Here is a 17,705-nt window from a genome sequence, read left to right on the forward strand (position 1 = left end):
CGACTCCTACAGCGTCGCATCAATGTTGATCGACTACGTTATAAATATTTGACCTCATCGAGGTCGTAAAATGTATGATTTAAAGGAAAAGGTCACTAGCTCTCTCCAGAAGGCTCGGCACTGGCATGTTCGAGATGACAGGTACATTACCAAAAAAATGCCCCGAACTACATCCATAGCTCGGGGCATCAACTAACAACTACCCAACATCAAAACTATTCTACACCCCCTCCAAGAGCACGATACAAATCGATTTTTGCGTCTGCTTTTTCTTTTTGAAGAGATATCACATCTAATTCATTTTGCAAGGCGTTGTTTTGTGCTACAATTACTTCCAGGTAAGTAGCCATCCCGCTACGGTACAACAGTAATGCGTTTTTTACCGCCTTATTTAAGGAAGCTTGCTTTTCATCCACCAACACCATTCGCTCGTTAGCATGGCTTGATTTAACCAAGGCATCAGACACCTCGCCTACGGCTAACATCATAGCCTGACGGAACTGCTCTGCTGATTTTTGCTGCTCCAATTTGGCAATCTCGTAATTAGTCCTCAACTCTTTTTTTCTAAAAACCGGTTGAGCAAGGTTACCCCCAATGTTTTTTACCAACGAGCCTGGCAAGTCAAACCAATTGCTAAATTGATAAGAGTTTGCACCTATGGACGGTGTAATGCTAAGGCTTGGATACATGGCGGCTTTAGCCAATCCTGTATTGGCATTGGCCGATACTACCGCATATTCTGCCGCTTTCAAATCTGGCCTTCTACTCAACAGTTTTGCAGGTACACCATCAGGAAAAACCTCGCCGATATCCGTTGTTTTAAAGGCAAAATTTCTGGCAATATTTTTAGGGTAATCGCCACATAAAATACTTAGGGCATTTTCCTGAATGGCAATGTTTTGCTTGGCCAAGGGAACCAAAAGCTGGGCTGTTTTTTTCTGTGCCACCGCTTGCTCCACTCCTAAAGAATTCACCTGTCCAGCTTGATATTGCAACTGGATCATCCTCAAAGTGCTATCACTAAGTACAATGTTTCGCTCGGCTACTTTCAATTGCTCATCAAGGGCCAGCAAATTATAATAAGCCTGTGCTACTTGCGCAATGATCCTTGTTTTTAGGGCCGAAAGGTTTTCCCTTTGCATAAAGTAATTCGCTCTTGCGGCATCTTTCTGCATTTTTGCTTTGCCCCAAATATCGGCTTCCCATGATAGGGATAGGGTTGCACTGTAATCATCCAGGTAGCTACTTCCCACAAATTGCTGGCTAAGTGAACCGTTCAATGAATTTTTAGACTGGTAGATCCTTGAAGCGCCTACGCTAAGATCTAAAGTTGGCAACAAACCCAACTTAGCTTGCTTAAAAGAAAGCTCCAATTGCTCCATATTGAGCATGGCCACAGCTACATCCTTATTTTTTTCCAGTGCCTGATTAATCAAGGTCACCAATTGCTGATCCTTAAAAAAAGCTCTCCACGGCAACATCACCGTATCGCCGGTAAGGGCCGCGGTGGTACGATAGGTTTCAGGCGTAGCCAAATCAGGGCGTTGGTATTTTTTGCCCACCGCACAAGATGACAAGCTCACCGAACCCACCGCACAAACGATAATATAATTTAAAATTCGTTTCATAATTAATGATTTAATTCAGGTTGAGGCAATGGCTTTTTACTTGATACCTTTTCCTGTAAAAATTGGAACAGCATGTACAACAATGGAATAACGAATACCCCAAAAATTACCCCGGTTAACATCCCTATAGCTGCTCCCGTACTGATGGATCTATTGCCCATGGCCGAACCTCCCGTAGCAATCATCAGGGGAATCATCCCTACAATAAAGGCCAGGGAAGTCATGATAATAGGGCGTAGCCTAGATTTTGCACCATCAATAGCCGCTTCTTTAATCGACAAGCCAGAAGCTCTGCGTTGCACGGCAAATTCCACAATCAGGATGGCATTTTTGGCCAGCAAACCAACCAACATGATCAAACCAACCTGTACATAAATATTGTTGTCTAAGCCAATGGCCTTAATGCCACCGAAAGCCCCTAATACCCCTGTTGGAATAGATAATAGTACTGCCAATGGCAATAGGTAACTTTCGTATTGTGCAGCCAACAAAAAGTACACGAACAATAAACAAAGGGATAAAATCACTAAGGTTTGTGCACCTGAAGATTTCTCTTCCAAGCTTAATCCAGTCCATTCGTAGCCATAATCCGAAGGCAATTTGCTTAATACGTTTTTCTCCAAATTGTCCATAATATCGCCACTACTTGTACCTGGAACCGGCATTACGTTAATGGTTAAGGCATTGTACAAATTGTATCTGCTCATGGATTCGGGGCCATAAACCTTGTGCAGGCTCACCAAACCTTTTACAGGCACCATTTGATTTTGGTCGTTCCTTACAAATATTTCGTTGAACGCATCTTCATCAGCCCTGAAAACACCATCGGCTTTTACACTTACCCGGTAAAACTTACCAAATCTGGTAAAGTTCAAGCTTTGGTCTCCAGAAAAATATACCTGTATGGTTTGCATGATATCGCTTACGCTCAATCCCATTTGGCTGGCTTTATCTTCATCTACTTCAACTTCAAACTGCGGAAAATCGGCACGGAACGTGGTGTAGGCGTATTGTACGCCTGGTTGTTGCATAATCTGTCCCATTACCTTATCAGCCATCGCTTTTAAAGCAGCCGCATCTTTACCTGTTTTATCCTGTAATACGATTTCAGCTCCGCTGGCTACGCCATAGCCTTCTACGGGCGGCATCCTAAACACCATGACCGAACCTTCTTTAATGCCAGCTAACTGTGCGGAAACATTGGCCGTAATTTGATCAATGTCTTGTACTGCTCCACGCTCTTTCTTAGGTTTTAATTTCACGAAACCTAATCCGTAAGCGGGACTGGCACTGTTGGACAAGATATTGAAACCTGTAATGTTCGCTACACTTTCTACGGCTTCGTTTCCTTTAAAAATGTTATCAATTTTTTTGGCAACTTCTGTGGTACGATCTAAAGCTGTACCCGGAGGCATGCTTAAACTAAATACCATAAAGCCGTCGTCTTCCATTGGCACAAAGCTTTTTGGTGTACTTACCATGAGGAAAATCGCGATAGCGCTGATGCCTACCGTTAAGCCTGCACCCAGCCATTTCTTTTTGATCAAGAAACGAAGTCCCTTGATATAGCGATTGGTGAGATTATCAAAACCTGCATTGAACGCCGTAAAGAAACGTTTTTTGAAACCACGCTCCGTAGGCTGATGTGTATGTTCACCTGCATGATTGTTCTTTAACAGCAACGCACAAAGTGCCGGCGTAAGTGTTAAAGCGTTTACAGCCGAAATGATAATGGCGATGGCCAAGGTGTAAGCAAATTGCTTATAGAAAATACCCGAAGAACCCGTCATGAAGCCAATTGGGATAAACACCGCCGACATCACCAAGGTAATGGAGATAACCGCTCCGGTAATTTCGCCCATGGCCGTATGCGTAGCTTCTTTTCCTGATAGATTAGAACCTTCCATTTTACTATGCACCGCTTCCACCACCACAATGGCATCATCCACCACAATACCAATGGCCAATACCAAGGCAAATAAGGTAAGGATGTTAATGGTAAAACCAAATACCAACAGGAAGAAGAAGGTACCAATAATGGCTACCGGCACTGCAATGGCTGGGATAATGGTTGAACGAAAATCCTGCAAGAACAGGAATACCACAATAAACACCAAGATAAATGCCTCGATTAAGGTAGATTTTACCTGACTGGTCGCTTCATCCAAACGTTCTTTGGTGCTCATCAGTTTACCAACCTTAATGCCTGGAGGAAATGACCTGGCCGCTTTTTCCAGCTCGGCATTTACCCCAATTTCAATGGCATTGGCATTGGAACCTGTAGTTTGCAAGATCGCCGCTGTTACCGCATTTTTCCCGTTAGAGGTACTGTTACCACCGTAATAAATAGAACCAAATTCAATTCTGGCCACATCTTTTAAGCGTACCAACTCTCCACCATTTCGTTTCACGATGATGTTTTCATACTCCGTAGTTTGGTTCTTCTTGCCTTTGTAACGCATTACGTATTCCAATGGCGCGTCAGATTCGGAACCTAGTTTACCTGGGGCCGACTCCACACTTTGGCGTGAAATGGCTGTGTTTACGTCCGATGGGATCAAGCCATAGCTGGCCATCTTTTGTGGGTTCAGCCAAACCCTCATTGAGTAATCTTTTGCCCCAAACAATTGCACCTGCCCTACGCCTGGCACCCTTTTTATTTGAGGCACCATGTTAATGTTGATGTAGTTTTGCAGGAAAGTTTCATCATACTTGTTATTGTCCTCGGTGTACACATCGAAGATCATGATCATGCTGTTTTGCTGCTTAGAGGTAGTTAAACCCATTTGGATTACCTCTTGCGGCAGAATAGGTGTGGCTTGTTGCACCCTGTTCTGCACGTTTACCGCAGCCTGATCGGGATTCACCCCCTGCTTAAAAATAACCGAAATAGAGAATGAACCGTCGTTACTGGCGGTTGATTTAATGTACTCCATTTGCTCTACCCCGTTGATCTGCTCTTCTAATGGCGTTACCACCGAACGGATCACCGATTCGCTATTTCCCCCTGGATAACTTCCCGAAACGGTAACCGTTGGCGGCGAAATATCGGGGAACCTTGTTACTGGCAACCTCGTTAGTCCAATGATCCCCAAGATTACCAGTACTACCGAGATTACCGTGGCCAATACTGGCCTATCTATAATTCTCTTTAACATAAAATGCTTTTTAAAACGATTAATTTTTGGCGCGTTATTTAGCAACCGTAGGCACTACTTTTACACCTTCTGCCAAGGCATCTATACTGTTGATCGCAATTTTTTCGCCTTTGGCTACGCCTGATTTCACAATGTAGTTGGCGCCTGATTTCCCCAGGATTTCAATGGCTTTCATGGCCACCTTATTGCTATCAGCCAGGGTAAACACAAAGAATTTGTCCTGAACATCTTTCACACTGGCCATAGGTACCGCCAGGGCATCCTTTAATTTCTTGGTAATGATCACGCGACCTGCGCCACCAGAACGCAACAGTTTATCTGGGTTAGGGAAAACCGCCTTCAAAGCAATGCTTCCCGTGTTTCTATCGATATTACCGCTGGCCAATTCCAATTTACCTTGATGGGCGTAAGGTTTGCCATCAGCCATAATCAAGCTCACGGTGTTCATCCCCAGATCTGTTTTACGGTCTTGATTAAAGGCGATAAAATCTGCCTCACTCATGGAGAAATACACCAATACTTGGTCAATTTCCGACAAAGTGGTTAATGGAGCCGCATCTGCTGGGGTTACCAAATTGCCAATACGGTTAGGAATTCTGCCAATGTAACCACTTACGGGGGCTTTAATGATGGCAAAATCAGCATTGATTTGCGAAGAACCTAAAGCTGCTTTAGCTTGCGCCACTTGTGCAACAGCGGCATCATAATTGGCCTGTGCTGTTTTTAACTGGATATCCGAAACTACTTTTTCAGCCACTAGCGGCTTGATTTTCTCAACTTCTATTTTTGCATTTGCCTGTGCCGCCAAAGCAGCCTTCAAATTAGCTTGGCTATTGTTCACTTGTTCATTAAAAACATCGCCTTTGATTTTAAATAGCGATTGCCCCTTTTTAACGTAGTCACCCTCCTTAACATAAATGGTTTCTAAATAACCGCTTACCTGCGCTTTTACTTCCACGTTTACAGTACCTTCAATCATGCCTGGGTAACGTTTTTCAATGGAAGCGTCGGCCAAGCCAAGCGTCATGAAGTCGGTATTCACGGGCGGCATCTCAAAACCCTGCTGAGGCTGGCCACAGGCCGATAGCAAGATAGCGACTAGCCCTACCAGCCAATAAGCTGCTGTCTTTGTTGTATTTTTTTGTGACATCTTATTTCAAATTAAATTTTCGGTGCAAAAGAAAGTAGATTTTAAGAGCTTAAAGGTGTAAAAATGACCGAAACGGATAAATTGGCATCCGAAGTGAAAACAGTTTCGACCCAAACGTTTTAACGGGCCTACAATGGCAAAGAATACAGATACCTGTTGATCATTGTCCATTCAACTCCAGACATTTCAGCAGGCATACGCCTTCATTTGAGGCGAGATTTTTTCCGTTTCGGGCACTTAAAATACCTACAGGATTTCCTTGTTTTTACTTTTGCATTACCAAGCATTTTATTAATGACATGATCATGAAAATTTAATCCTAGCGAAGCGCTAGTTTTATACCATTACCTTAAAACAACGGAGCAATGAATGCCTTTGAAGTTGAGGTTTCTATTATAAAACTAATCTATTTACGCACAGCTGGAAACTGCCAGGCATTTTGCATGCCAACGGTTTTTGCTGTTTAACTTTGTAAAAATGAAAACGATTATTGTTGCCACTGATTTTTCTTCCGAAGCAGACCACGCCATGACCTATGCCGCAGCAGCAGCAGCCGAGAGAGGCTATAAGTTGGTACTTTACAATCTTTACAACACTTCTATCCATGCCATGAATGCCCGCGTATCGGGTAGTGAAATGGATAAGATTTTAACTTGGCGGCGAGATAAACTAAAAGAGATTGCCGACCTGATCAGTGGCATTTACCATATCAAAACCGATATCCATTTTGCTTCTGGTGACTTTTATGAAGAATTAGTAGGCTGTATCCACCTGCATCGGGCGGATTTATTGGTGATGGGCATGCCAGAAAAATCATTGGAGCAGGATTTATTGGGCAATACCACTACCCAGGTTATCGATAGGTTAAAATTCCCCACTTTATCGGTTCCGCTACAAGCCCAGTATAAAGGAATCAAGCATATTCTTTTTGCTTGCGATATTGCCCGCGGGGTACATGCCAAAATATTGGACGATGTTAAGGCATTGGCCAAAGATTTTGGAGCCAAAGTAGAAGTTTTCCATGTGCGTCAAAAAGCTGAAGACCTTGCAAATCATGAAGAATTGGCGTTGGTAGATACCTCATTGGCACAGGTTGACCATTTCTATAAACAAGTGCAATCTTCAAAAATCATCAAAGCTATTGAGGATGAAATTAAAGCATCGGAAACAGATTTATTGGTAATGGTTCCTTACCGACATGGCTTTTGGGATAGCTTGTTGCGAAAAAGCAAAACTAGGGTAATGGCTTCGGGCAATAGCGTACCGCTATTGTCGCTTCCTTTGTAGTACGCCTTACAATTTTATTGGTACGGAATACGTTGTCATTTCGACTGCCTGTTCCAACTATCGGAAAAGGGAGGAGGGGATTTTTTTGGATGCTAAACTTCTCCCTTTGGTTGAAATGACGGTATAGGAGCGTTATTTTTTTTAACCAACCAATAAGCTAAGGAACCCATGAACTAATCTCTAATCAACAATCCATCCACTGTTTTAGTGCCGCCGCTTTTTCCCTACTCACAATTACCTCCATATCGCTGTTTTTTAAAGCAACCTTTATTTTTCCATTGAAATGGTTGTGCAGTTGGGCGATGGCATTTACGTGAATTATGCACTGTCTGTTGGCTCTAAAAAACAAATGTGGATCTAACTGCTGGTCCAGTTCTTCCATGGTATGGGGCAGCACCACTTCCGTGCCATCTTGCAGTCTGGCCTTGGTTATCTTAAATTCCAAATAGAAATAATATACATCGCTTACCGATACAGCCTTATAACCATCTTTAAAGGGAATCAAAAATCGGCTCCGGTACTCTTTTGGCTTTAGGTATCTTACCAAATTCTCAATGGATTGCTGGTTGCTGAAGGAGTGGTTTTGTTCTACTTTCTCCAAAGCCAGGGCCAACTCTTCGTGCTCTACAGGTTTCAGCAAATAATCAACGCTGTTGTACTTAAAAGCCTTAACGGCATATTCGTCATAGGCTGTGGTGAAAATAATGGGGCAAGTGATGTTCGCCTTTTCAAAAATTTCGAAGCTTAGTCCATCGGCCAGCCGCACGTCCATCATCACCAGATCGGGCATAGCCGAATTTTCCAGCCAATGTACCGCTTCCTGTACGCTTTCCAATACCGCCAAAATAGTGGCCTGTGGCCTAATCATCCCTATAAGGCGTTTTAGGCGATCGGCATTGAGCTTTTCATCTTCAATGATAAGGATGTTATTGTTCATAATCCATAAGGTGAATAATTACTTTATAGGTAGCGGCATCTTTCACAATTTCGGGCAATTTTCCCTGCAAAAGCTGAAATCTGTTCATGATATTGGGCAAGCCTATGCCAAACGACCGAAGGTTTTGATTTTCTATTAAAGATAAGGAATTCTCTACCACTAAAACAGGGATATCCTTGGTGTAAATCCTGATGTTTAGGGGGCTATTTTTATTGGTAGAATTGTGTTTGAGCGCATTTTCGATGAGCAGCTGCAGGGTTAACGGAGGCAGATACAGGGATTTGAAATGTGGAGCCACATCGATATCAAAGGTAACGCCCGAGCCAATACGATGCTTGATCAGGAAGATGTATGAATCCAAAAATTTGAGTTCCTCTTCCAACGAAACGGTGTTTTTTTTGGAGTTCACCAAGAGGAAGCGGTACACCCTCGAAAATCGTTCGGAATACTCGTATCCCAACTGTTGGTCTTCTAAAATCAGTTCTGAGAGAATACTTAAACTGTTGAAGATAAAGTGTGGGTCTAACTGCAGTTTCAACGCATTTAACTGCGCCTCTACCGAAGCCTGCTTGAGCTCTGCTTCTCTGAGTTTATGCTGGGCCAAACTCATTTCGGAGCTCTTCCAATTGGCGGCCAGGTGGCTCCCGGTGTTAATGGCGATAAGGGTGAAGGAAATCATGGTACTTACTACCCCCCATTGCATGAGGTTTTTAATATCTTCTGTAGAGGGATCACCTACGTGTTCCTTTTCGATAAATACGATGAAAGCAATATCCAGGAAAATAATGACCATAACGGCCAGCATATTGAAAAGTGCTTCGGTCATGAGGCGTCTCAGTGGCTGATCTGTCCAAGGAAGCGTTCTATTTAAGCGCGAATGAATGAAAATGGAAGCTTCTGAAACCAAAAAGCAGAACACCAACGACACCATCCATTCTGTTAAAAGTTTCCAAAAGCTCCTCTGAAAATATTCTTGCCAAAAGGTAGCGTAGGGATCTAACAAAAAGGAAACCAGATAAAAGAGGACAAAAGCCAGGGGCACGAAAACTGCTCGTTTAGCCTTGTTACTTAAAAATGTCCTTTCGGTTTGTGGCATTTATCTATAATGTCCTGTTTTGTTGCTACAAAGGTAATTGTTCCAAAGCGGGAGATGGCGCTTTTTCTCACTGAAGTGTAAAAATTCTGAACTCAAGCGAATAAACCGGTGGTTTAAATACCAGATTTAGATAGGTCAGCTACAACGCTCATGCAGACAGGTCTTTTGATGGTGGAGCATATGTAAAACATTGGCCAAGGGCAACTTAATGGAGGAGCTGATCGATAATAAATGGACAGAAATTTAGTGCACCTTTATTATTTCCCCTAAGCAACAACTCAACATCATAGCTTATTTGCTCCTTGTCCGCCACAACAGTACTTTCATCGACATGTTGATTTATTCGTAGACACACGGTATTAACGCCTCTTAAAAGCGCTTTTTGCTTATATATATTTTCATCAATAGCCGATACTTATTCAAAAGTCTGTCTGCACCACACGAACACAGGTAGTTCCCTTGGTGGTTGCTGCTATATTCTGTCGGGCAAGCCCGCCACTTCTTTTGCGTAGGACACCATTACTGCCACATTTATTTTACTTATTGATGATCAAATGTTTTGGGAAATGGGTTACATCTGGGCAGCAAACCTGCTCCATTACTTGCTTTAATTGACGTTTTAATATCGCCATGGCATGTTGTCCGCCCTGGTTACCCAAGGCAGCGGTGCTATACATAAATGTGCGGCCCAAGAAAGTAAAATCGGCACCTACGGCGAGTGCCCTTGCAATATCTGCACCCGACCTAATTCCACTATCCATCATTACCGTGAGTTTTTCTTTAAAGGCCAACAAATCCGAAAGTGATTTTACAGCTGATTCTCCAGCATCCAATTGCCTACCACCATGGTTAGAGACGATGATGCCATCCAAACCTAAATCAACCGCCAATTGGGCATCTTCGGCACTGGCTACGCCTTTAATGACCAATTTTCCTTTCCATTGATCTCTTATTGCGGCTATTCGTTCTTGATTTAACCTGCCGGAGAAAGTTTTGTCCATAAAAGCACCAAGCTGCTTCATATCCAATCCCTTTGGCAAGTAAGGCTTTAATGTTGCAAAACTGGGAACCCCATGCACCAAAGTTTGGAGTGCCCAGTTGGGTTTACCCATTATTTGGAGGATATTTTTGAGGGTCATCCGTGGCGGCATAGCCAAGCCGTTACGAATATCACGCGGCCTGAAACCAAACGTAGGCACATCAGCTAAAATGACCAGCACGTTGCAGTTCACCTCTTTCAATCTCCGGATGATGTCGTCACGCAAGGGTTCCTCTGCCGGGTGGTATAACTGATACCAAAAATCACCTTCCGTAATATTAGCTATTTCCTCAATTCCGCTGGTAGTCACGGTGCTTAAAATAAACGGCACGTTATGAGCTTTGGCTGCTTTGGCCAAAATATTGGGAGAATTTGGCCAAATTAATCCCTGCAAGCCTACTGGTGCCACACCAAAGGGTGCCGAATAGGTTTTTCCGAACAAAGTGGTGCTCATGTCTGTACCTTTATAATTGTTCAGGTAAATTGGTTTGAGTTGTATCTCCCTCAGTTCGGCCGTATTGCGGTACAGATTTACATCTTCATTACAGCCTCCATCTAAATATTCGAATGCAAAACGGGGTATTCTATTTTTGGCCTTTAGCCTCAAATCGTCGATGCCTGGATAAGCTTGATTATATGTTAAGTCCATGTTTAGTGTAAGTTATTGGCGCAACAGAGCTCTATCCAAGTGCACGTATCCTCCATCTACAAAAAGCAGTTGGCCTGTGGTATGGCTTGATTTTTCAGATAGTAAAAAGGCTACGGTATCGGCTATTTCGCTGGGTTTTGTCATACGATTTTCTAAAGGGACCCTGGAATTGATCTCGGCCAATGTTTCCTCGGCGTTGGGCAAAGTTTGTATCCAACGTTCGTATTGCGGTGTCCAGCATTCGGCTACCACTACGGCATTTACCCTAATTTGGTATTTAAGCAATTCTACTGCCCATTCTCTGGTGAGGGCATTGCGGCCACCATTGGATGCGGCATATCCCGAAGTTTCTCCTTGCCCGGTTACACCTGTTTTTGAGCTGATGTTCACAATACTTCCTTTAGTTTTTTTAAGATATGGAAGGGCGTAGTGGGCCAGCAAATAGTAATGCACCAAGTTATTATGAACGGATTGCATAAAGCTTTCGTAGTTTCCACTCTCCAGGCCCACGCCGTCGTTTAGCCCTGCATTGTTCACCAAGCCGTCTATTTTTCCGTATATATTTACGGCTTCCGAAACCACTTTTTCACATTCGGCAGGGTTTGAAAGTTCAGCAACGATGCTACTACATTTTCCTCCAGTTTGTGTAATTTCTTTTTCAAGCTTGTAGTTATCGATTGGGTTACGACCTATAATTACAGGAATTGCTCCTTCCGAGGCTAATGATCTTACTATCGCTTCACCAATTCCCTTGGCTCCGCCGCTTACTAGAACTACCTTATCCTTTAATTGTAAATCCATTTTCTAAAGATTATAATTGATAGCATTCCTTCGCAGTCAATTCAAAAACCGCTTTTCGCTGTAAATCTGTTAACTGATTAATATATTGCGTTACAATCTGCTTTGTTTCTGTATAGGTTGCAGCTAATTTGCATACCGGCCAATCTGATCCAAACATGATCCTATCGGTCGAAAAATGTTCAAACACGACATCCAGATAATATTTCAGGTCATCGTATTTCCAATTGGTCCAATTGGCTTCTGTAACCATCCCCGAAATTTTACAGTACACCTTTTGATGGGTAGCTAATGTTTTGATACCATCGTACCATGCTAACCAACCTCCATTTCCTTTGATATCGGGTTTGGCCATATGATCTAACACGAAACGCTGTTCAGGAAATTTTTCTACCAGGGCAATAGCTTCCCCCAGCTGATTTTGATGTATTAAAATATCGTAAGTATGGTTAAAATGGCTTAATTGAGCTATACCTCGCAAAAATGAAGCAGAATTCAGAAATCCCTGAGGTTCGGCCTGGGCGATATGTCGCCAGCCCTTTAATTTTTCATTTGCTGAAAATAGGGCCAGTCTTTCTGGTAAATTTTCACGCTGCAGGTCAACCCAACCTACTACCCCTTTGATAAAACTGTATTTTTGGGCCAGTGCCAATAAAAATTCAGTTTCTCGTTCACTTTGGTCGGCCTGTATGGCAACGCATCCGGCCATACCGTTTTTTAGCAATTCTACTTCGAGTTCATCTGGTGTAAAATCTGCCTGAAGTATTTCCATATCATCCGTGATCCAAGCATCTTTTACCGGATGATAGTTCCAGAAATGTACGTGGCTGTCAATCATTTTTACAAGCAAATATTTGATCCATCAGCAACCATTTTTCGCCAGGCTTAGCCATTGGCAGGGCCTGTTGGTATTTCCACATCAGCTGTTCCCATTCCATCACTTTGGGATTAGCCAAATCGGCCTTGGCTTTCGCTTCGAAAGAAAAAGTATCATCTACTTCCATGACCATGAATAAACGGTTAGCAATTCTGTAGATCTCCATATTTAAGATACCTGCAGCCTTTATGCTCTCCGCAATTTCTGGCCATATAGCCCGATGATAAGCTTCATATTCGGCTATTAGCTTTTCATCATCCTTTAAATCCAATGCCAATGCGTACCGTTTCATGCTATAATGGATAAGATTTTACTTCTTGTCTGCTACTTCCCAATCCGTCGATACCCAATTCTACCACATCTCCCGGTTTTAGGTACCACGGTTCTGGTTTTTGGCCCAAACCCACTCCTGCTGGCGTACCGGTAGTAATTATATCGCCAGGTAAAAGGGTCATAAATTGACTGATATAACTCACTAAAAAAGGGATATTAAAAATCAGGTTTGAGGTATTTCCATCTTGCAACAGCTTGCCGTTTACTTTTAGCCAAAGGCGAAGGTTGTGTACATCGGCAATTTCATCCTTAGTGGCAATAAATGGGCCTATGGGTGCAAATGTATCGCAGCTTTTGCCTTTTACCCATTGTCCGTTGCGCTCCAGTTGAAATGCCCTTTCACTATAATCGTTATGCAAAACATAGCCTGCCACATGGTCAAGGGCATCTTGCTCGTCTACGTAACTGGCTTTTTTTCCAATCACAACGGCCAATTCCACTTCCCAATCGGTTTTTGTACTGTTTTTAGGAATAATCAAATCATCATTAGGCCCAACAATGGCGGTGGTAGACTTGAAAAATAAGATAGGTTCTGTTGGTATCGGGGCATTTGTTTCGGCAGCATGGTCCTTGTAATTAAGCCCAACACAAATGATTTTAGATGGACGTGCCAGTGGGGCACCCAACCTTACCGGTTTTTCTACTTTTTCTAACCAGCCGCCTTCTACTTTCTTTTTTAATTCCTCAATGGCATTGGCACTAAAAAAATCTTCGTTATAGTCATTCACATAGGGAGCTACATCAAAAATATCTTCTCCAATGATCACACCCGGCTTTTCTTTTCCTATTTCGCCGTATCTAACTAATTTCATATCGTAATTCTAGTTGTTTAAAGTAGTAAAACCGCCGTCTATCGGGTAATCGCAGCCAGTAATAAATGCGGCTTCGTTACTGCATAGATACAATGCTAATGTAGCAACTTCCTCGGGTAAACCCATACGGCCTATAGGTTGCGTTTTCGACAATTTATCGAACATTTCGGCAATTTGTCCGGGATAGTTTTTCTCTAAAAATCCATCTACAAATGGGGTATGTACACGTGCGGGCGAAATGGAATTACACCTGATATGGTCTGTCAGGTAATCTTTGGCCACGCTCATGGTCATTGCTTTTACCGCACCTTTGGCCGTACTGTAGGCAAACCTATCGGGAATACCCACCAAAGCTGCAATGGATGCCATGTTTAAAATTGCCCCACCTCCTACAGCTTTCATTTTAGGAATGGCTGCAAATAAACAATTGTAAACGCCCTTTACATTCACATTCATCACCCTGTCAAAATCATCTTCGGAAGTATTATCGGCTTTGCCTACATGGGCAATTCCAGCATTATTCACTAATATATGAAGGTTTCCAATCTGATCGAACACATTTAACACCTGCGCATGATTGGCTACGTTACAGGCGTGTACCTCTACATTGCCACCAAACGCTTTGATTTCGTTTGCTGCTTCTTGTGCAGCTTCAACGGCCAATTCAATAATATGAACTTCGGCCCCTTGCTTGGCAAACAGTTGGGCTATGGCTTTTCCAATGCCACTACCGCCACCTGTAATTACGGCTTTTTTATTTTTTAGGGATAACATTTCTTTATTAGTTTCTTGGTTGTTTGGTTATTGGGCATTGGTTATCGACTATTTTTTTAAAGACTCACTCCTCTTTTCCAAGGAATAAAATCGTCTTGGTTTAATTGTACGGCTTTCGGAATTTCTTTCCCGCTGGCTACGGCTATACAATATTCCAAGATATCTTCGCCCATTTCGGCTATTGTTTTACGACCTTCGATCACTGCTCCAGCATCTATATCGATAATATCGGCCATTCTGATGGCCAAACTGGTATTGGTAGCTACTTTTATGGTAGGGCAAACCGGATTTCCGGTGGGTGTTCCCAGGCCTGTAGTAAATAAAATCAAGGTGGCGCCTGCGGCGGCCTTACCTGTGGTGGCCTCTACATCGTTGCCTGGGGTACACACTAAACTCAAACCTGCTTTGGTGGCGGGCTCGGTATAATCCAGCACGTCCACAATTGGAGAGGTTCCTGCTTTTTTAGCGGCCCCAGCGGATTTAATGGCATCGGTAATCAAGCCATCTTTGATATTGCCCGGCGACGGGTTCATGTAAAAACCTGAACCAACTTTATGCGCCAAATCATCGTATTCGGTCATTAACCTGATGAATTTTCTGGCGGTGTCTTCATCTGGCATTCTGTCGATCAGCTCCTGCTCTACGCCGCACAGTTCAGGAAACTCGGCAGCCAATACCTTTGCGCCCAAGGCTACCAGTAAATCGGCACAGTGCCCTACGGCAGGATTAGCCGAAATACCGCTAAAGCCATCGCTGCCGCCGCATTTAACCCCTACGCACAGTTTGCTCAAAGGTGCCGGCTTTCTTTCTATCTGATTGATTTCTATTAAACCTTTAAAAGTTTCCCTGATGGTTGTTTTTAAAAGTTCTTCTTCGTTCATCAACTGTTGTTGACCTAAAAATATCAGCGGCTTTTTAAAGTTGGGGTTTAAGGCAAGTAAATCTGTTTTAAGTTGGCTTGCCCTCAGGTGCTCGCAACCTAAACTAAGTACGGTAACGCCCGCTACGTTAGGGTGGTTGGCATAGGATGCCAACAGTTTACTCAGGGTATTGGCGTCTTGACGGGTGCCTCCGCAACCACCGGTATGGTTTAGAAACTTGATTCCATCCACATTTTTGAAAGGTCTTTCTACTTTTGAAGTGGGCTGAAGGTCTATTTCATATAAATCGCTACCATTTTGGTAGGCTTGCAACAGTGCGTGGGTATAGTTTTTATATTTATCGTCAACGGCATAGCCCAACTCCCTATAAAGTGTTTCTTTAATAATATCAAGGTTACGGTTTTCACAAAAAACCGTGGGAATGAACAGCCAGTAATTGGCTGTCCCCACCGTTCCATCGTCTCGATGGTAACCCAAAAAACTACTGTTTTTATATTTACTTACCTCTGGTGCTTCCCATTGGTAATCTGATTTTCTGTAGTGGTAGGGGTCTGCAGCATGTTTGGTGTTTTCAACCGTCATTCGGACACCGGCCTTTAATTGGTGTTGTACCTTACCTACCAGCACCCCGTACATAAACACTTCCTCGCCCTCATACATGTCGTTGATAAAAAACTTATGTTTGGCAGGGATATCTTCGAGTAACGTATAATCTACCCCTTGATAGTTCAATTCTGTGCCTTTTGCCAAATCGACCAATGCCACGAGCACATTGTCCTTATCATCAATTTTTAAAACCTTAGTACTCATCTATTTATTAAATGATGGCTTATAGCCTTTATATGCAAAATACAATACCACTAGTAAGCAAACCAAAGGTACCGAATAACCGTATTGGATGTTATGGGTAATATCAGCAATGTAGCCTAGCGCCAAAGGAATAACTGCTCCGCCTACAATTGACATGATGATTAAACTTGAAGCTGTTTTGGTGTCTTCGCCCAGATCTTTAATACCAAGGGCAAAAATGGTAGGAAACATAATGGAAATAAAAAAACCGATTCCCAACAAGCAATAGATGGTGTAGGTGCCACTGCCAAAAATGGCGACTATGGTGAGTATTACTGCTAGTAGGGCATAGATGGCCAACAGCTTTGGTGCTTCAATAAACCGCATAAAAATAGTTCCGATGATCCGTCCAATCATAAACAGCGCACCGTAAACCGCAAGATAATTGCTGGACGAATGGTGGTCTAAACCTGCTGCATTTTCGGCATACACCAAGAAAAAACTGCTGAAACAAATTTGTGCGCCTACGTAAAAGAACTGCGCAATAATTGCCCAACGGGTGTGTTTGATCTTAAAAATCTCTACAATAGATTTTTCTTTTACGGATGAACTTTGTGCTTTGATTTCGGGCAGTTTGAGGAAGATAAATATTATCGCAACTGCCAAAATAATGAGCCCCAGCACCATAAAAGGTGCTTTAACACTGTTCGATGCTTCTTCAATAAACTTTGCTTTAGTAGCGGCATCCATGTTTTGGATGCTTTCGTTGGTTACCTCTGTATTGGTTAAAATGGTGTATTTGCCAATGATGGGTGCTATTGCCGCAGCTATGCCATTAAATGATTGCGCTAAATTTAACCTAAACGAGGATGTTTGTGGTGGCCCTAAAACCGTAACATAGGGATTGGCAGCGGTTTCTAAAAAGGCTAAACCACTGGCCACGATAAATAAAGCCCCCAAGAAATAAAAATATTGATGGGTGTTGGCTGCAGGGATAAACAAAAAAGCGCCACCGGCAAATAAAAGTAGGCCAAATACAATTCCGGCTTTGTAGCCCCACTTTTTCATCATTATACCAGCGGGGATAGCCATTAAAAAGTAGGCGATAAACACCGAAAAGTCGACCAGTGAAGACTCTAAGTTATTGAGTGTAAATGTCTTTTTTAAATGAGCAATTAACGTGGGGTCAATGTTATGTACCAATCCCCAAAAAAAGAAAAGGCTGGTAATTAGTATGAGCGGAAAAAGGTATTGCTTTCGGGAAACTGCGGCAGTGGAAATTTCGTGTTCCGCAGAAGCATGTTCACTTAGGTTCATGTAAAATTTTAAATTTGGTTCAAAGCAAATTAACTACAAAAAAACTGTTAAAAGACATCTCCGATTGTCAATTTATTAAGCTATTTTGGCTATTATTAACAACTATTTTGACTAAAACGGCCAAAACTGTTAATTCCACATATCTATCTGTGATTGAAACAGGTAGCTTAAAGCTGTACC

14 protein-coding genes are annotated in these 17,705 nt (G+C 42.7%); 1 reads left to right on the top strand and 13 read right to left on the bottom strand.

Features of this window, described 5'->3' with window-relative positions; all coding sequences use genetic code 11:
* Positions 1-215: 215 nt before the first annotated feature.
* The 3 genes from DUT71_RS08010 to DUT71_RS08020 are packed head-to-tail and all read right to left on the bottom strand — an operon-like array spanning position 216 to position 5,936.
* On the bottom strand, positions 216-1,628 hold the full coding sequence (locus DUT71_RS08010; RefSeq protein WP_113662004.1) for an efflux transporter outer membrane subunit: 1,413 nt from the start codon (positions 1,626-1,628) through the stop codon (positions 216-218).
* A gap of 2 nt (positions 1,629-1,630) precedes the next feature.
* A complete protein-coding gene (locus DUT71_RS08015; protein WP_113662140.1) occupies positions 1,631-4,786 on the bottom strand; it encodes an efflux RND transporter permease subunit in 3,156 nt (1,051 codons plus the stop codon).
* A gap of 34 nt (positions 4,787-4,820) precedes the next feature.
* Positions 4,821-5,936, bottom strand: a complete 1,116-nt coding sequence (locus DUT71_RS08020; RefSeq protein ID WP_113662005.1) for an efflux RND transporter periplasmic adaptor subunit — start codon at positions 5,934-5,936, stop codon at positions 4,821-4,823.
* A gap of 477 nt (positions 5,937-6,413) precedes the next feature.
* Here DUT71_RS08020 and DUT71_RS08025 point away from each other — a divergent pair, with 477 nt between their 5' ends.
* The gene (locus tag DUT71_RS08025; RefSeq protein ID WP_113662006.1) at positions 6,414-7,223 is read left to right on the top strand and encodes a universal stress protein; all 810 of its coding nucleotides are present in this window, start codon (positions 6,414-6,416) and stop codon (positions 7,221-7,223) included.
* A gap of 184 nt (positions 7,224-7,407) precedes the next feature.
* Here DUT71_RS08025 and DUT71_RS08030 read toward each other — a convergent pair whose 3' ends face one another.
* The 10 genes from DUT71_RS08030 to fucP all read right to left on the bottom strand — a co-directional run bounded on the left by DUT71_RS08030 (position 7,408) and on the right by fucP (position 17,525).
* Positions 7,408-8,160 carry a LytR/AlgR family response regulator transcription factor gene (locus tag DUT71_RS08030; protein ID WP_113662007.1) on the bottom strand — a complete coding sequence of 251 codons (753 nt, stop codon included), beginning with the start codon at positions 8,158-8,160 and terminating at the stop codon, positions 7,408-7,410.
* Positions 8,150-9,256 (bottom strand): sensor histidine kinase, encoded by a 1,107-nt coding sequence (locus DUT71_RS08035; protein WP_113662008.1) that lies wholly within the window; start codon positions 9,254-9,256, stop codon positions 8,150-8,152. Before DUT71_RS08035 ends, DUT71_RS08030 begins: the two co-directional genes overlap by 11 nt.
* 536 nt (positions 9,257-9,792) lie before the next feature.
* Positions 9,793-10,944 carry an alpha-hydroxy acid oxidase gene (locus DUT71_RS08040; protein ID WP_113662009.1) on the bottom strand — a complete coding sequence of 384 codons (1,152 nt, stop codon included), beginning with the start codon at positions 10,942-10,944 and terminating at the stop codon, positions 9,793-9,795.
* 12 nt (positions 10,945-10,956) lie between these two features.
* The gene (locus DUT71_RS08045) at positions 10,957-11,745 is read right to left on the bottom strand and encodes an L-fucose dehydrogenase (protein WP_113662010.1); all 789 of its coding nucleotides are present in this window, start codon (positions 11,743-11,745) and stop codon (positions 10,957-10,959) included.
* Positions 11,746-11,755: 10 nt separating this feature from the next.
* Positions 11,756-12,580: an amidohydrolase family protein gene (locus tag DUT71_RS08050; protein WP_113662011.1), complete on the bottom strand. Its 825-nt coding sequence runs from the start codon at positions 12,578-12,580 to the stop codon at positions 11,756-11,758.
* Complete coding sequence (locus DUT71_RS08055) at positions 12,573-12,911, bottom strand: L-rhamnose mutarotase (protein WP_113662012.1); 339 nt, start codon at positions 12,909-12,911, stop codon at positions 12,573-12,575. The genes DUT71_RS08050 and DUT71_RS08055 overlap by 8 nt, the downstream gene beginning before the upstream one ends.
* Before the next feature lies 1 nt (position 12,912).
* The gene (locus DUT71_RS08060) at positions 12,913-13,764 is read right to left on the bottom strand and encodes a fumarylacetoacetate hydrolase family protein (RefSeq protein ID WP_113662013.1); all 852 of its coding nucleotides are present in this window, start codon (positions 13,762-13,764) and stop codon (positions 12,913-12,915) included.
* A 9-nt stretch (positions 13,765-13,773) separates the two neighbouring features.
* Entirely contained in the window at positions 13,774-14,538 is a 765-nt protein-coding gene (locus tag DUT71_RS08065) for an SDR family NAD(P)-dependent oxidoreductase (RefSeq protein WP_113662014.1), read from the bottom strand.
* Positions 14,539-14,594: 56 nt separating this feature from the next.
* Positions 14,595-16,229 (bottom strand): UxaA family hydrolase, encoded by a 1,635-nt coding sequence (locus DUT71_RS08070; protein WP_113662015.1) that lies wholly within the window; start codon positions 16,227-16,229, stop codon positions 14,595-14,597.
* Positions 16,230-17,525, bottom strand: coding sequence for an L-fucose:H+ symporter permease (gene fucP / locus DUT71_RS08075; RefSeq protein WP_113662016.1), 1,296 nt, complete (start codon positions 17,523-17,525; stop codon positions 16,230-16,232).
* Positions 17,526-17,705: the final 180 nt, after the last annotated feature.

The organism is Pedobacter nanyangensis (assembly GCF_003313505.1).
Taxonomy (GTDB): domain Bacteria; phylum Bacteroidota; class Bacteroidia; order Sphingobacteriales; family Sphingobacteriaceae; genus Pedobacter; species Pedobacter nanyangensis.

What these genes read in the sequence shown, in the direction of transcription:
- DUT71_RS08010 (WP_113662004.1), bottom strand. Translation starts at nt 1,628, where the DNA reads ATGAAACGAATTTTAAATTATATTATCGTTTGTGCGGTGGGTTCGGTG.
- DUT71_RS08050 (WP_113662011.1), bottom strand. Translation starts at nt 12,580, where the DNA reads ATGATTGACAGCCACGTACATTTCTGGAACTATCATCCGGTAAAAGAT.
- DUT71_RS08060 (WP_113662013.1), bottom strand. Translation starts at nt 13,764, where the DNA reads ATGAAATTAGTTAGATACGGCGAAATAGGAAAAGAAAAGCCGGGTGTG.
- DUT71_RS08030 (WP_113662007.1), bottom strand. Translation starts at nt 8,160, where the DNA reads ATGAACAATAACATCCTTATCATTGAAGATGAAAAGCTCAATGCCGAT.
- DUT71_RS08015 (WP_113662140.1), bottom strand. Translation starts at nt 4,786, where the DNA reads ATGTTAAAGAGAATTATAGATAGGCCAGTATTGGCCACGGTAATCTCG.
- DUT71_RS08020 (WP_113662005.1), bottom strand. Translation starts at nt 5,936, where the DNA reads ATGTCACAAAAAAATACAACAAAGACAGCAGCTTATTGGCTGGTAGGG.
- DUT71_RS08035 (WP_113662008.1), bottom strand. Translation starts at nt 9,256, where the DNA reads ATGCCACAAACCGAAAGGACATTTTTAAGTAACAAGGCTAAACGAGCA.
- DUT71_RS08065 (WP_113662014.1), bottom strand. Translation starts at nt 14,538, where the DNA reads ATGTTATCCCTAAAAAATAAAAAAGCCGTAATTACAGGTGGCGGTAGT.
- DUT71_RS08070 (WP_113662015.1), bottom strand. Translation starts at nt 16,229, where the DNA reads ATGAGTACTAAGGTTTTAAAAATTGATGATAAGGACAATGTGCTCGTG.
- fucP (WP_113662016.1), bottom strand. Translation starts at nt 17,525, where the DNA reads ATGAACCTAAGTGAACATGCTTCTGCGGAACACGAAATTTCCACTGCC.
- DUT71_RS08025 (WP_113662006.1), top strand. Translation starts at nt 6,414, where the DNA reads ATGAAAACGATTATTGTTGCCACTGATTTTTCTTCCGAAGCAGACCAC.
- DUT71_RS08055 (WP_113662012.1), bottom strand. Translation starts at nt 12,911, where the DNA reads ATGAAACGGTACGCATTGGCATTGGATTTAAAGGATGATGAAAAGCTA.
- DUT71_RS08045 (WP_113662010.1), bottom strand. Translation starts at nt 11,745, where the DNA reads ATGGATTTACAATTAAAGGATAAGGTAGTTCTAGTAAGCGGCGGAGCC.
- DUT71_RS08040 (WP_113662009.1), bottom strand. Translation starts at nt 10,944, where the DNA reads ATGGACTTAACATATAATCAAGCTTATCCAGGCATCGACGATTTGAGG.